19 protein-coding genes and 1 pseudogene are annotated in these 14,087 nt (G+C 48.4%); 19 read left to right on the top strand and 1 reads right to left on the bottom strand.

The features are described 5' to 3' along the window. The first annotated feature begins 92 nt into the window (after positions 1-92). The 16 genes from ABLU86_RS14950 (at position 93) to ABLU86_RS15025 (ending at position 11,475) form a co-directional block, all read left to right on the top strand. Positions 93-956: a GTPase family protein gene (locus tag ABLU86_RS14950; protein ID WP_348796192.1), complete on the top strand. Its 864-nt coding sequence runs from the start codon at positions 93-95 to the stop codon at positions 954-956. 93 nt (positions 957-1,049) lie between these two features. Continuing rightward, complete coding sequence (locus tag ABLU86_RS14955) at positions 1,050-1,874, top strand: DUF932 domain-containing protein (RefSeq protein WP_348796191.1); 825 nt, start codon at positions 1,050-1,052, stop codon at positions 1,872-1,874. Positions 1,875-2,082: 208 nt separating this feature from the next. Beyond that, positions 2,083-2,793 carry a DeoR family transcriptional regulator gene (locus ABLU86_RS14960; RefSeq protein ID WP_348796190.1) on the top strand — a complete coding sequence of 237 codons (711 nt, stop codon included), beginning with the start codon at positions 2,083-2,085 and terminating at the stop codon, positions 2,791-2,793. 25 nt (positions 2,794-2,818) lie between these two features. Further along, positions 2,819-3,355 (top strand): DUF4339 domain-containing protein, encoded by a 537-nt coding sequence (locus ABLU86_RS14965; protein WP_348796189.1) that lies wholly within the window; start codon positions 2,819-2,821, stop codon positions 3,353-3,355. Between the two features lie 41 nt (positions 3,356-3,396). Then, complete coding sequence (locus ABLU86_RS14970; RefSeq protein ID WP_057059560.1) at positions 3,397-3,834, top strand: hypothetical protein; 438 nt, start codon at positions 3,397-3,399, stop codon at positions 3,832-3,834. Between the two features lie 66 nt (positions 3,835-3,900). Beyond that, positions 3,901-4,311, top strand: a complete 411-nt coding sequence (locus tag ABLU86_RS14975) for a hypothetical protein (protein WP_348796188.1) — start codon at positions 3,901-3,903, stop codon at positions 4,309-4,311. Positions 4,312-4,388: 77 nt separating this feature from the next. Continuing rightward, complete coding sequence (locus ABLU86_RS14980) at positions 4,389-4,625, top strand: DUF905 domain-containing protein (protein WP_126509430.1); 237 nt, start codon at positions 4,389-4,391, stop codon at positions 4,623-4,625. Between the two features lie 85 nt (positions 4,626-4,710). Continuing rightward, positions 4,711-5,169, top strand: a complete 459-nt coding sequence (locus tag ABLU86_RS14985) for an antirestriction protein (protein WP_348796187.1) — start codon at positions 4,711-4,713, stop codon at positions 5,167-5,169. 15 nt (positions 5,170-5,184) lie between these two features. Then, entirely contained in the window at positions 5,185-5,661 is a 477-nt protein-coding gene (locus ABLU86_RS14990) for a RadC family protein (protein WP_348796186.1), read from the top strand. An 8-nt stretch (positions 5,662-5,669) separates the two neighbouring features. Beyond that, the gene (locus tag ABLU86_RS14995; RefSeq protein ID WP_348796185.1) at positions 5,670-5,891 is read left to right on the top strand and encodes a DUF987 domain-containing protein; all 222 of its coding nucleotides are present in this window, start codon (positions 5,670-5,672) and stop codon (positions 5,889-5,891) included. Positions 5,892-5,909: 18 nt separating this feature from the next. After that, positions 5,910-6,227: a type IV toxin-antitoxin system YeeU family antitoxin gene (locus tag ABLU86_RS15000; RefSeq protein WP_047461821.1), complete on the top strand. Its 318-nt coding sequence runs from the start codon at positions 5,910-5,912 to the stop codon at positions 6,225-6,227. Positions 6,228-6,247: 20 nt separating this feature from the next. Further along, a complete protein-coding gene (locus ABLU86_RS15005) occupies positions 6,248-6,571 on the top strand; it encodes a TA system toxin CbtA family protein (RefSeq protein ID WP_174263302.1) in 324 nt (107 codons plus the stop codon). 724 nt (positions 6,572-7,295) lie between these two features. After that, complete coding sequence (locus ABLU86_RS15010) at positions 7,296-7,838, top strand: type IV secretion protein Rhs (RefSeq protein WP_020077982.1); 543 nt, start codon at positions 7,296-7,298, stop codon at positions 7,836-7,838. 2 nt (positions 7,839-7,840) lie between these two features. Continuing rightward, complete coding sequence (locus tag ABLU86_RS15015; protein ID WP_047039329.1) at positions 7,841-8,197, top strand: putative T6SS immunity periplasmic lipoprotein; 357 nt, start codon at positions 7,841-7,843, stop codon at positions 8,195-8,197. Between the two features lie 86 nt (positions 8,198-8,283). Continuing rightward, positions 8,284-9,431, top strand: a protein-coding gene (locus tag ABLU86_RS15020; protein ID WP_110916187.1) for an IS3 family transposase whose coding sequence is annotated in 2 segments (ribosomal slippage) — positions 8,284-8,521 and positions 8,521-9,431 — 1,149 coding nt in all. Because the reading frame shifts where the segments join, the coding sequence is not laid out codon by codon here. 865 nt (positions 9,432-10,296) lie between these two features. After that, the gene (locus ABLU86_RS15025; protein WP_047056776.1) at positions 10,297-11,475 is read left to right on the top strand and encodes a nucleoside transporter C-terminal domain-containing protein; all 1,179 of its coding nucleotides are present in this window, start codon (positions 10,297-10,299) and stop codon (positions 11,473-11,475) included. A gap of 34 nt (positions 11,476-11,509) precedes the next feature. Here ABLU86_RS15025 and ABLU86_RS15030 read toward each other — a convergent pair whose 3' ends face one another. Continuing rightward, complete coding sequence (locus ABLU86_RS15030) at positions 11,510-11,752, bottom strand: hypothetical protein (protein WP_032715782.1); 243 nt, start codon at positions 11,750-11,752, stop codon at positions 11,510-11,512. Here ABLU86_RS15030 and ABLU86_RS15035 point away from each other — a divergent pair. The 3 genes and pseudogenes from ABLU86_RS15035 to ABLU86_RS15045 form a co-directional block, all read left to right on the top strand. Beyond that, positions 11,646-12,932, top strand: a complete 1,287-nt coding sequence (locus tag ABLU86_RS15035; protein WP_072057860.1) for an OprD family outer membrane porin — start codon at positions 11,646-11,648, stop codon at positions 12,930-12,932. The genes ABLU86_RS15030 and ABLU86_RS15035 overlap by 107 nt on opposite strands. Positions 12,933-12,975: 43 nt before the next feature. Continuing rightward, positions 12,976-13,677 carry an acid phosphatase AphA gene (aphA, locus tag ABLU86_RS15040; protein WP_306305874.1) on the top strand — a complete coding sequence of 234 codons (702 nt, stop codon included), beginning with the start codon at positions 12,976-12,978 and terminating at the stop codon, positions 13,675-13,677. Positions 13,678-13,801: 124 nt separating this feature from the next. Continuing rightward, positions 13,802-14,071, top strand: a pseudogene (locus ABLU86_RS15045) (hypothetical protein); the annotation flags it as partial. Positions 14,072-14,087: the final 16 nt, after the last annotated feature.

A 14,087-nucleotide genomic window follows, 5' to 3' on the forward strand; every position in this document is an offset into this window, starting at 1 on the left:
TTACAGATATATATCATTACTCTGAACATACCCCATTAACGGCAGAAACCCATGGTTATGCCGTTTTTGTTTTTCATTTCAGAGGATTAGTGATGAACAAATCTGAAGGTTTGCAGCCGTTTCAGCAGTCGCTTTCCGTTCTGCCGCAGTGGGCATCAGAGCGTATTTTGCAACAAATAAACCAGCTTACTCACTATGAGCCTGTGATAGGCATTATGGGCAAAACAGGGGCAGGTAAGTCATCTCTGTGTAATGCCCTATTTTCCGGTGAGGTTTCGCCGGTCAGTGATGTAGCTTCCTGTACTCGAAAACCATTGCGGTTTCGCCTGCAGTTAGGCAAACGCTTTATGACAATTATGGACCTGCCTGGTGTTGGGGAGTCCGAACTGCGGGATGCTGAATATGTCGCGCTTTACCGTAAACAGCTCCCCCAATTGGATCTGGTTCTGTGGTTGATTAAGGGTGATGATCGGGCGCTGGCCGTAGATGAGCATTTTTACCGGCAGGTGATTGGTGAAGCATACCGGCATAAGGTGTTGTTTGTTATCAGCCAGTCCGACAAGGTTGAACCCGCCTGCGGTGGTGAAAAGCTGTCTACAGAGCAGAAACAAAACATCAGCCGCAAAATCTGTCTGCTGCATGAGTTGTTCCAACCTGTAAACCCTGTCTGTGCGGTGTCGATACGTTTGCAGTGGGGGCTGCGGATGATGGCTGAGCGGATGATTCGTTGCCTGCCACGGGAGGCCAGTAGTCAGGTGGCAGTACAGCTCAGTGCGCCACTTCGTACCGATGCCGTTAATAAAAAAGCCCGTGACGATTTTGGTGAAACGGTCGGCTCGGTACTGGATACAGTAAGTTCCATGCCCCTGATACCGGCCCAGGTTCGGGCAGTCATCCAGTCTGTGCGCGACATCGTGGTATCAGTCGCCCGTGCAGTCTGGAATTTCTTCTTCTGAACATTAACCCTTCTAACCCGTAGTTTCCTGAACCCTGTCGCCTGTGCGACGGGGCTTTCTTTTATTTGTTTTCCCGTTATGAGGAGTCTGCTTATGACCCGTCTGGTTTCGCGCTTTGGCGCTGCAAATCTTATCCGTCGTGACCGTCCGTTAACCCGCGAAGAGCTGTTTCGCGTGGTGCCCAGTGTTTTCAGCGAGGAGAAGCATGCGTCACGCAGCGCACGGTATACCTGGATACCAACCATTACCGTTCTTGAAAATCTGCAGCGTGAAGGCTTTCAGCCTTTCTTTGCCTGCCAGACCCGTGTTCGTGACCCTGGGCGTCGCGAGCATACAAAGCACATGCTGCGCCTGCGTCGGGAGGGGCAAATTACCGGCAAGCAGGTCCCGGAAATTATTCTGCTCAACTCCCATGATGGCACCAGCTCGTATCAGATGCTGCCGGGATTATTTCGTGCGGTATGCCAGAACGGACTCGTCTGCGGTGAGTCGTTTGGCGAGGTGCGGGTGCCGCACAAAGGGGATGTGGTGAGTCAGGTGATTGAAGGGGCGTATGAAGTGCTGGGTATTTTTGACCGTGTGGAAGAGAAGCGGGATGCCATGCAGTCGCTGATGCTGCCGCCACCTGCACAACAGGCTCTGGCACAGGCTGCACTGACGTACCGTTTTGGTGAGGACCACCAGCCGGTGACAGCACCTCAGATACTCTCCCCACGCCGTTGGCAGGATGAGAGCAATGATCTGTGGACCACATACCAGCGTATTCAGGAGAACCTGATTAAGGGCGGGCTCAGTGGCCGGAGTGCAAAAGGCGGGCGAACACATACCCGCGCCGTGCGTGGTATCGACGGAGATGTGAAGCTCAACCGGGCTCTCTGGGTGATGGCTGAAGCGATGCTGAGTGGGTTTCAGTCCTGAGTTTGTTATCAGCATGTTAGGAAAGGACACTCCCTGTCCGTTTTACCTCCATTAGATTGAGTGTTTTTTCACCGCACTTCACGATGTGCCGCGTCAGGCCTGCTTACGGAGGCAGATAAAAAATAGTTCATTCCATGTCCATACCCTGTCCGCCCTCCTCTTTAGAATCATTTCATATTCAGTCAGTTAACTATTACGGAGATTTAAGATGACACAGGCAGAGCGCCGTCATGACCGGCTGGCTGTCAGGCTGTCACTGATAATCAGCCGCCTGGTTGCAGGTGAAACGCTGAACATGGCGCGGCTGGCTGCAGAGTTTGGTGTGTCAGTCCGTACCCTGCGACGGGATTTTCGCGAACGGCTGATGTACCTCGACCTTGAGTATCGACGGGGGCAATGTCGCCTGCGCAGCACCGGTGGGGGCGTACAGGGCGAGCTTGATGCGCTGACCTTCGCGCACCGGGCCGGACTGGCCGATATTTTTCCGGGGCTGGACCGGCGTCTGGCGGGCATGCTGCTCACTGCGGGAGGGATGCCGTGTCTGGTATGGCAGCCGCCACAGTCTGTGTCACCGGCCATCTCACTGGTGTTCTACCGTCTCGTCAGTGCCATTACCGCCTGCCAGCGGGTACTGCTGCTGGCCGAGGGAGAGCGCTGTGACGGGCTGGCTCCGTACCGCCTGATATCACTCGACGGCTGCTGGTACCTCACCGGTGAACTTAACGGGCATATCACCGTGCACCCTCTGGCGACCATCCATGCGGTGACAGTTCTGAACACCACTTTTACCCCGCGAAAACGTCTCTGCCAGTTAACCACACAGGCGGGCTTTATCCGGGCTCTACCGCACTTCAGCTGTATTCGCGAAATCCTGTCTCCTGGGCCCTCTGAGGAGGAGCGGGGCAACACACTGATTTAATTACCTCTGTTAAGAAGGAAAAACAATGACCTGGCATTACGAGAAAAATGGCATACGTCACGACAATGTGACTGAAGACGATATCACCGGCCTGATTATGCGCGGTGAACTGACTGCATCCACTCTGGTATGGCGACAGGGCATGACGGAGTGGCAACCGGTCTCCGCTACCCCGCTGGCTTCGGCGCTGCTCCACAGCACTACACCACCGGCACTGCCAGGAAACTGCATTCCGGGCGGAGTGGTATGGACGCTGGCATTTGCTCCCTTCATTGGTTATGCGCTTGAGCTGTGGGCTGCTGGGCTAAACGGAATGTCTTTTGACGAGGCATATGAGGCCGTCTCGGCTGGGCAGTACTGGTTTATCACGCTGCTGCTCAATATTGCTCTGGGGTATCTCGATGAACGACGCCTGCGTAAGGCCGGAGTGGACACCACCACGTTCGGCAAACTGGCCTGGCTGGTGCCGTTCTATCTGTGGCGGCGGGCGAAAACTCTCGGTCAGAAACCGGCTTACTTCTGGGTATGGCTTTTGATGCTGGCCCTGACCGTATGGGCCTGAATCACCGCTACCTGATTCTTTCTCTGTTAAGGACCAACATAATGAAAACACTGATTAAAGTACTGGGTATTACCGGCAGCCTTCTGCTTTGTGCGGGGGCTCAGGCCCAGCCCTATAACCGGACGCTACCTGCAGTCGTCAATGACAACAACGGGAATATTTTCTGGTGTGATGCGCATCGACAGGTTACCGGAAAATGCGAAGCCATGTCTGTTGACCGTCAGGGCGGGATGGTCACGGTGCGTTCCGCACCCTTTAAAGATTGCGAAGGCGGCCTGTGGGGCTGGATAACTATCATGCACAACGATGTGTCGAAGGGATTCACCATTACTCCGGACAAGAAATTCGGTCTCACCGTAAAAGACTTGTGCCGTCCGGGTACGGTAGTGACCTTTAAGCCCAACCAGAAGAAGCCTGAATATGACGACCTGGTGGCACTTTACCAGGGCAAAGAGCTGTTTCGCTACCGGCGCTTCTGATAACCCCCGATATCAACCTCCCTCATTTTGCCCGACAGCGGGCTGGATTAATTCAGGAAGAAAACCATGCTGAAAATAATGACCTCTGCTGTACCCGCCCTCATTCTGTCACTTGCTGCATTCAGTGTCGGTGCCGCTCAACTTCCGGCAAGTCTGATGGATAAAGACAATCCCGGCCAGGAGTACTGGTGCCAGGGTAACGATATCAACACCTCCATGTGCTCACTGACCGGTGTCAGCGACGACCATAAATTTGCCCTGATTCAGGACCTGCCGGGCCCGGCCTGTGAGGACCTAAGCTTCGGGGTTATCGATCTGGTGCGCCAGACAGGTGTCAACATTCCTTACGACGGTGGTGACTGTATGGGCGATGTGCAGGCCAGTTTTGTGCGAGGCACGAAAGATAATGCCCTGTATGTGAAAATTGTCCGGGGCAGCAAAACCCTGCGGCTGTATAAGGTACAAACTGGTTACTGATTATCACCTCACACCTGCATACACCCACAACCCCTGACGCGGCAGCGTCAGGGGTTTTTGCTTTTAAGGTACACCGAATGCCTGAATCTCACATGCTGCCACCGGGACCTTTTACCCGACAGCAGGCTGAAGCGGTTACCCGCCGGTATCAAAACATCGCTATTGAAGATGACCAGCGCAGTCACTTCCGCCTGGTGGTTCGCGACTCTGAAGGTCGAATGATCTGGCGGGTGTGGTGCTTTGAACCGGATGCCGGTGAAGGGCTTAACCGTTATATCCGCAAGTCAGGCATCCTCAGAGCATCCTCCTCCTGACCACACCCATTCATCATTCCTGTATGTCCTTTATTTCCCATACGCCAGCCATCGTTGCTGGCGTTTTTATTGACGGAGAATATCCATGACGACACAAACGCAATGCGAATTGATGTCCGCTAACGAACCTCAATTTGACCTCACTGTAACACCAGTACCTGACGAACAGCGCCTCGATTTCTGGCCGCTGTACTTTGGCGCTATCCCGCAATGGATAACGCTGGAACCCCGTATTTTCGCCTGGATGGAACGCTTCTGTGATGAGTACAGCGGTGGTATCTGGTCCTTTTACACGCTCAGTAATGGCGGCGCGTTTATGGCCCCTGATGCTGACGATGGTGATAAATGGCATCTGCTCAACGGCATGAACGGCAATGGTGCGGAAATGAGCGCAGAAGCCGCAGGTATCGCTGTTTGCCTGATTGAATACAGCCATCACGCCTGTCGTACAGAATGTGACGCAATGAACGCACACTATTATCGCCTGCGGGACTATGCCCTGCAGCATCCTGAAGCTTACGCCATTCTGCGCATCATCGACTGACCGGAGGTACAACGAATGAAACAGCTTTCCTTTTTACCCGGCGAGATAACGCCACAGGACCGGCGTCTCATCCAGCGCGCCCTCAGGATTCTGGACCGGCATCTGCATGAGCCCGGGGTAGCCTTCACCTCCACCCACGCCGTACGTGAATGGCTGCGACTGCATATGGCCGCGCTTGAGCGGGAAGAGTTCCGGGTGTTGTATCTGGACAACCAGAATCAGCTTATTGCCCATGAGACGCTCTTTAGCGGCACGATTAACCGCACCGAGGTCCATCCCCGGGAAGTGGTCAAACGTGCCCTGTATTTCAATGCGGCGGCGGTGATACTGGCGCATAACCATCCTTCCGGCGAGACAACGCCCAGCCAGGCTGATAAAGCCCTCACGCAGCGGCTGGTACAGATACTTCAACTGGTGGATATCCGCGTACCTGACCATCTGATTGTTGGTGGCAGGCAAATCTACTCGTTCGCAGAACACGGTCTGCTGTGAGGTATTACATGAAAATTATCAGTAAACGCCGGGCAATGACGATATACCGTCAGCATCCTGAGTCCCGAATCTTTCGTTACTGCACCGGAAAATATCAGTGGCACGGTAGCGTTTGTCATTACACCGGCAGGAACGTTCCGGATATCACTGGAGTCCTGGCTGTGTACGCCGAACGCCGCCAGGATCGCAACGGGCCTTATGCTTGCCTGATGAGTATTACCCTGAGCTGACAATAAAGTAGGTTATAAATGAGCAACATTACATGGGGCCTGCAGCGGGATATCACGCCACGCCTGGGAGCACGTCTGGTGCAGGAGGGGAACCGGCTGCATTATTTAGCTGACCGGGCCAGCATCACCGGTAAATTCAGTGACGCCGAATGCCGGAAGCTGGATGAAACTTTCCCGCATTTTATCAGCCGGATGGAATCCATGCTGACCACGGGTGAAATGAATCCTCGCCATGCCCACTGCATCACCCTTTACCACAACGGTTTTACCTGCGAAGCCGACACCCTTGGCAGTTGCGGCTACGTATACATCGCTGTTTATCCCACTCACCGCTAACTAATTTCACGAGAGCAAATATGAAAACTCTACCTGCAACAACTCCGCAGGCGGCGAAGCTATGTCTGTCGCCAGTGGCTGTCTGGCAAATGTTACTGACACGCCTGCTGGAGCAGCATTATGGTCTCACCCTCAACGACACACCATTCAGTGAAGAACGTGTTATACAGGAACATATTGATGCCGGGATCACCCTGGCCGATGCCGTTAATTTTCTGGTGGAAAAATACGAACTGGTTCGTATCGATCGCAGAGGGTTTAGCTGGCAAGAACAAACGCCATATCTCACGATTATTGATATCATGAGGGCCCGCCGCGATCTGGGTTTATTAAATCGTAATTAGACTGATGCTAATGGTGTCGCTACATTTGAGTATGCTCGCCATTTGCTATCATCACGCTTCCTGCTGATTTATCGACAAAGGTGATTACTTGATTTCAAAGCCTCTATGCTTTGGGGGTATCTTTGGGGGTATAAGTTAAGATATAACTTGAAAATTATATGTTTTTCAAGTTGTTGGTTAGTCTGTTCTAATCCCTTCGCCCGCTCCAGAATTTCTCTTGTAGTCACACATGTTTTGTAACTTTCTGTTTTTGAAACAGGTTACTGACCCCGTATATATAAGCAATCTCTCGTAGTACCACTCAAAAATACACTGTTAGTTTTCAGGTGAAGTTAACGGTTAGATGAAAGTTAAACTTAACGTTGGCGGCAGTTCCAGAGTCATACCGCGATAGTACAACGTGAACAAAAGCCTAACTGGGCATTGTCATTTCATCGACAGATTGGTCACACGCATTTAAGCCCAATGTAAAGGCTGCACAGCCTCATAAACAGGTGGATAGATAGCTACAGATTCGACTCTGCCAGCGCTTCGCTCATGCTCCGAAAGGTAAACGAGCACCCTGATAAGGTGTGATCTATCAGACAATCTAATGAAGGTGTTACGCTCCGCTTGTTGCTGTATCACCAACGGGGCTTTATGGTTTCTATTGCCCAAAATCTGTTAGTTGCGCATTTTATGCCCCCTGGATACCCTGATATAAAGCATACAAGGAGGACTGTTTATGAGCGCCCAGGCAGAGGAAGGAACATTACGCCGGATGACGTTAGGCGAGATAGCAATGGCTCGTAGGGTATTCGGTGATTCGATAGTTTATAGCCGTGTCTGGATTCATTGCGACAGCTATTTACCATTTGGACTACAGAAACAAAATTATGCGATGACTCCCAACGGGGAGTTGTGGTACAGAAAGTCGATGTACAGGGAAGACTTTTCTGCAAACTCAGTTTTCATCGAAGATAAATATGTTTTCATCCATGAGCTGGGGCATGTCTGGCAACACCAGCACGGACAATGGGTGAGAATGCGGGGAGCTTTTAGCTGGGCTGCTGAATATACCTACAAGCTGGATAAAGAAAAACTCACCGATTACTCTCTTGAACAGCAAGCCTCTATTTTAGCTGATTACTGGTTACTGCTGGTTTATGGGATCAGTAAGTGGTCTTACTATCAGAGAGCAGGGCGCATGGGGATGTACAGGGGCGTAGATAAGTTGCAAGATGTTCCTTCGCTTTACCAGAAAATCGTAACAGGGAAGGGGCGTTAAACATGAAAAACAAAATGTTGCTGGGTGTTGTATTCCTCTTAACGGGATGCCCTGGGCCTAGTGATCGAATGGTAGATCGTGAATCTACAACGGCATTAATCAAAGATAATCAAGTTTGTGTGGTGTCACCACTGGAGCCGCAGGATCGGATCACTGCTATTCAAATTAATAGTGATAATAGCGGCTCTCTTCACAAGATTTTCGATGACAAGCCTGTTTATGTACCAAAGGGTGAGTGTCTTCCTGTATTTGGATTTAAGTTTACATCTGGAAAGAGGTATAACTTCGCGTATGACGTCCAATCTGATAAATCAGAGTCACATCTAGTCACTGCTGAATTTTCTTATCCCAACGAATAAGGGGGCAAACCGCCCCCTCTGTATGAATCGCCACGGGTTTAACAGACACCTCGGAGTCATTTAAGATGGCTTAAAGAGAGGTGCCCATGAGCGGTAAGCGTTATCCCGAAGAGTTAAAAATTGAAGCAGTCAAACAGGTTGTTGATCGTGGTTATTCTGTTTCCAGCGTTGCAACACGTCTCGATATCACCACCCACAGCCTTTACGCCTGGATAAAGAAATACGGTCCGGATTCTTCCACTAATAAAGAACAGTCAGATGCTCAGGCCGAGATCCGCCGTCTCCAGAAAGAGCTGAAGCGGGTTACTGACGAACGGGATATATTAAAAAAAGCCGCGGCGTACTTCGCAAAGCTGTCCGACTGAGGTACGCCTTCATCCGTGACAACATCTGTTGCTGGCCTGTTCGCCTGCTCTGTCGGGTGCTGGATGTTCATCCCAGTGGTTTTTACGCCTGGCTTCAGCAGCCGCATTCACAACGTCATCAGACAGACCTGAGACTGACAGGACAGATTAAACAGTTCTGGCTGGAGTCGGGATGCGTCTATGGTTATCGCAAGATCCATCTGGATCTGCGGGATACCGGGCAACAGTGCGGAGTGAACAGAGTCTGGCGACTGATGAAATGTGCCGGAATAAAGGCTCAGGTTGGATACCGAAGCCCGCGGCCACGTAAAGGCGAGGCCAGTATAGTGTCGTCCAACAGGCTCCAGCGACAGTTCAATCCGGATACTCCGGATGAGCGTTGGGTAACGGATATAACCTACATCAGAACCCACGAAGGCTGGCTGTATCTTGCCGTGGTTGTCGATCTGTTCTCACGTAAAATTATCGGGTGGTCAATGCAACCCCGGATGACAAAGGACATTGTCCTGAATACATTGCTGATGGCCGTATGGCGGCGTAATCCCCAAAAACAGGTGCTGGTTCACTCGGATCAGGGCAGTCAGTACACAAGCCATGAGTGGCAGTCTTTCCTGAAATCACACGGCCTGGAGGGCAGTATGAGCCGTCGCGGTAACTGCCATGATAATGCGGTTGCAGAAAGCTTTTTCCAGTTGCTGAAGCGTGAGCGGATAAAGAAAAAGATCTACGGAACGCGGGAAGAAGCCCGCAGCGATATTTTTGATTACATCGAGATGTTTTATAACAGTAAGCGTCGGCATGGTTCTAGCGATCAAATGTCACCGGCAGAATATGAAAACCAGTATTATCAACGGCTCGGAAGTGTCTAGATTATCCGTGGCGATTCAATCTGCTGAGTTTCAGATTCTCCGGCACTCACTGTTGAATCGTAAGAAAGTCCGGGTTCCCGGTGGACGTGGCCTTATGGCTTACGGGCGAATCGACGTTCAAGGTATTCCAGATTATAGCAAATGCGTGGTATCACGATGAGAAAGAGCTTATGTGTTTTTGCCTTTATCGTGCTGACAATCCTATTCGTGTGTATCCTTCCTGACGATTTCATCTATCATTATGTAGAGAAAAACGTGGAGATTAGTGGTGACGGTGAGGCAGCGGTGGATAACTTTGAATCTGTTATTCTGCTAATCAAGCTGGGTGCATCCGCAGTGCTCTCCTTGCTCATAGTTTGGGTAGCTAACCGTCGATACAAATAGCCAAGAAAATCCCTAATCAGTACTAAACGTCTTCATACTCGGGCAGCGGTACCATTTTGGGACCTCTGCCTCTTCTGTCCTTTGACTGTCTGCATAGATACAGATTTTCCCATCACTGCTACCAGGCCTGCCTGGCCCTGCTGGAAAACAGCAGGAAACCGCCTCATAAAATCCTACCTAATCAGATGCCGGAATAGCATTGCTGTCGGCAGAAACGTTGAAAACTTCAAAAAGCCATGAAAATAAAACAGATGCTCTTACATTGAAAGACCCCTTACCTTTTGTGATGTTATCATTCAAACATAAAATGTGATGATAGTGACTTTTAAGACCGGTAATTTTGTGTTCTTGTGACATTTGTCACTTTAAAGATGTTCATCATTGTTATAGTTCTAACATTGATTATGCTGATGATTCAGATAAATCTTATTGACGCATTCTTTGGTTTGTCAGCTAAGGATGAAGATTGTTAGGGGAAAAGATGAAGTATCTTATTGGTATCATGAGTTTTTTAGTAATTTTCATTCTTGCAATCCTTGCCAGTAACAACCGGGGGGCTATCCGCTATCGGCCATTGGTCGTGATGTTATTCTGTCAATTTACGTTTGCCGGTTTGTTGTTGAAAACAAGCGTGGGTAACCAGGTGATAGCCGTTATTGCTGGCGCGTTTGCCCATTTAATGGCCTATGCGAGTGAAGGGGTTAACTTTGTCTTTGGTGGTTTGCAAAACCATGGCGAGCTCTCTTTCTTTATTAGCGTCCTCTTGCCTATAGTTTTTGTGTCCGCTCTTATTGGTATTCTTCAACATCTGAAGATACTAGGCTTCCTTATCCGTTACATCGGATTGGGACTCAGTAAGATTAATGGTATGGGGCGGCTTGAGTCGTATAATGCGGTTGCTTCTGCAGTATTAGGTCAATCAGAAGTATTTATTTCAGTTAAGCAACAACTGGGATTTCTACCTCAACATCGTCTTTATACGCTGTGCACATCTGCAATGTCGACTGTGTCAATGGCCATAGTTGGTGCTTATATGGCGATGTTAGAACCACGCTATGTAGTCACCGCTCTGGTGCTGAACCTGTTTGGCGGGTTTATAATTGCATCGCTACTTAACCCTTATCAGGTCGAACCACAAGAGGATATTCTTACCGTATCTGAAGGCCATCAAAGTTTCTTTGAAATGTTAAGTGAGTATATTTTAGATGGTTTTAAGGTTGCGCTCATTGTTGGGGCAATGTTGATTGGATTTATTGCGTTAATCACTATGATGAACGCCATATTTACCGCAATATTTGGCATCTCATTTCAGGCGCTTCTGGGATATTTGTTTGCTCCTATGGCCTACCTGGTTGGTGTTCCATGGCATGAAACGGTGGATGCAGGGAGTCTGATGGCCACCAAAATTGTAAGTAATGAATTTGTCGCGATGCTGAGCCTGAAAAGTATGGCTGCTGAATTCTCAGTACGTACTATGGCTGTACTTTCGGTATTCCTGGTATCGTTTGCTAACTTCTCATCTATTGGCATCATCGTAGGTGCTATTAAGGCGCTGAATAATGAACAGGGTAACAGCGCGGCTCGTTTTGGCTTGAAATTATTATATGGTGCTACGTTGGTAAGTTTCCTTAATGCGACCATTGTTGGCCTGTTTTTCTAAATTCACAAAGTAATAATCTAATAGTATGTAATCATTATGCCTCAACGTTTTTAAATGTTGGGCCCTTACTCAGCTTTAATAATAAAGAAGCAATATAAGGGATTATTGATATGTTAAATTGCTGTTTTTTAAATAAACCTCTGGCTACGATTTTATTAATGTCTGCATCAATGTCACCGATATATGCAGCTGAAGAATCGAGGAGTAGACCACCAAATGGTGTAACTAACTTTATCACAGACAGTAGCGCTGATATTTCCTTGAGAAACCAATTCAAAAACCTTAACTCCTCTGACTATGGTGAAAGGTCAGTGCAAACAGCCTGGGGGCAAGGGGTAACATTAGATTTCCGTTCGGGTTATATTGCCGATATTATTGGTTTTGATACATCGTATTATCAAGTATTTAAGTTGGCCGCAAGTGATGATTTCGCTGGGCGCAGCGTCTTATACAATGATAATGGGAAAGCAAAGGGATTTCATAAATTTGGCCAGTTATATGCTAAATTGAAACTTGACGGTGAAGATAGCTATTTCAGACTGTATTCTGGTTGGCAGATTATCAATAAATGGGGAGCGTTGACGAATTCGAGTCGTGCGATACCAAGTACCTATCAAGGATGGAAGATGGATAGTGAGTTTGGCCGACTCGCTTTTCGCGGTGCATGGGTTGACCGATACAGCGATCGTGATTCTCCTGAGCAGGTTCATTTCCAGACTGCCGATCGTAAGAAAAATATAAGTTACCTGGCTACAGGAGAGCTCAGCTATAAACAAAAGGATTATAGTGTGCTTTATTTTTATGGCGAAAGTCATAACTATATGCAGCGGCATGGCGTGGAAGTCGGTTGGCAGCCTCAGTCTTTAGCTAAGAATCAGGGCCGAGTACTTACCATGTTATATATGAACCATGGTCTCAAAGATTTCAAAGCGATGAGTGCTGATTATCGTCCATTCAATAATGATGCATGGCATGCTGCATTTTACCTGGAATGGAAACAGCATAAGTGGAAAAATAAGTTTGGTGCATCCTGGACCAGGGCTAATTCTTCAGACGATCACCTTGGGTATTTTGAACGACACATGGCAAAGAATAGTCGCGGAAGATTCAATTCTATGGCGGATGCATGGGGTAATGACTACGTCGGTAATAATGAAAGATCGGTGGCATGGACGACGGAATATAACTTAACGCCAGAAGTGAATGTCGGGTTACAAAGCGCTATTGGATGGGGGATGAAATACCACTCCCGAACAATTGAGCGTGGTGAGACTATTTTGTTCTCGAGGTGGAAACCATCGTGGGAAAAGAATTTAAGTTTCCAGTTGTCCGGTGGCCCTTCCTGGAATTACCAAAGTAAAAAAAATCGACCAATTCTAACCGATGATGGTAGACCAAAGCGTGCAGTTAACCATTCTATCGAATTCCAGATTGATTATGCATTTAATCTATTCTAATTGTTAAACTGTTTAAGGATAAATATCCATGTATAAATATAAAATGATTCGTTCAGCGGCCTTCGTTAGCGCTCTTATTTTCAGTGTGCCAGCTTTTTGTGCCAATCCGGTGTCATCCGATACCGGTATCGGCGCAACATTGCAACAGATTACCGAGCAATATCCTATTCATTTTATTTCTATGGAACAAATTACTAAAGAGTTAAAGAATAAGCCGCCGATGGATGTCGGTTTTGATATTGATGATACTATTTATTATTCTACTCCTGCATTTATCCATGGTCAGAGAGAATTGTCACCTAAAAGTAATGATTTCCTGAAGAAAAGTGAGTTTTGGGACCAGCTAAGTAACGGTTGGGATAGTTTTTCCGTCCCCAAAAAATCTGCATCTGAATTGATTAAACTGCATCTGGATCGTGGAGATCGTATTTGGTTTGTCACCGGTCGACCAAAACCCACTAACGGTAAAGAGACGGTGACTGAGCTGTTGGGGAGAGACTTTTCCATCCCACATGAAAAACTTAATAAAGTTATTTTTGCCGGAGAAGATAAAGGGGCAAAAGTACAATATATCCGTGACCGAAATATCAAGTTATATTATGGAGATTCAGATGGCGACATTAAGGATGCTCGTGAAGCTGGCGCAGAACCTATTCGCGTGATGCGTGCACTGAACTCCTCTAATCAGCCTATGCCTCGCAACGGCGCGTTAGAAGAAAAAGTATTGGTTAACTCTGACTACTGATTGTTTCATTTTCGCCCCCACCAGCCAGGGTGGGGGTAGCGAAAACTGAGGAATATATGGCGCAGTGAGTTTGGGCATCTGATTAAAGGTAATATACTTACCTCAACACAAAGCAGGTGATTTCATGAACAAGAAAACTAAGCATACTTTCCCCCTGAGTTCAGGCTGGAATGTGCATAGCTGATTGGTATAAGAGTTACTCTTATCGACAGGCCAGTGGGGCAATGAATGTCGGTTTTATCCCTTTCGAAACCTGGATTAGTCAGCTCAGGCGGAAGCGGCAGGATATTTTCTTTGAGGTATAAATTAAGGTTTAACTTACAAAATGGTCCGTGCTACAACGGGGCATATCTTATCGGCCACATCCGTGCTACCGGACGAACAATACATCAGGTCATCCTTAACCCGAC

Source organism: Klebsiella sp. JN_Kp121 (genome assembly GCF_040062145.1).
Classification (GTDB): Bacteria; Pseudomonadota; Gammaproteobacteria; order Enterobacterales; family Enterobacteriaceae; genus Klebsiella; species Klebsiella aerogenes.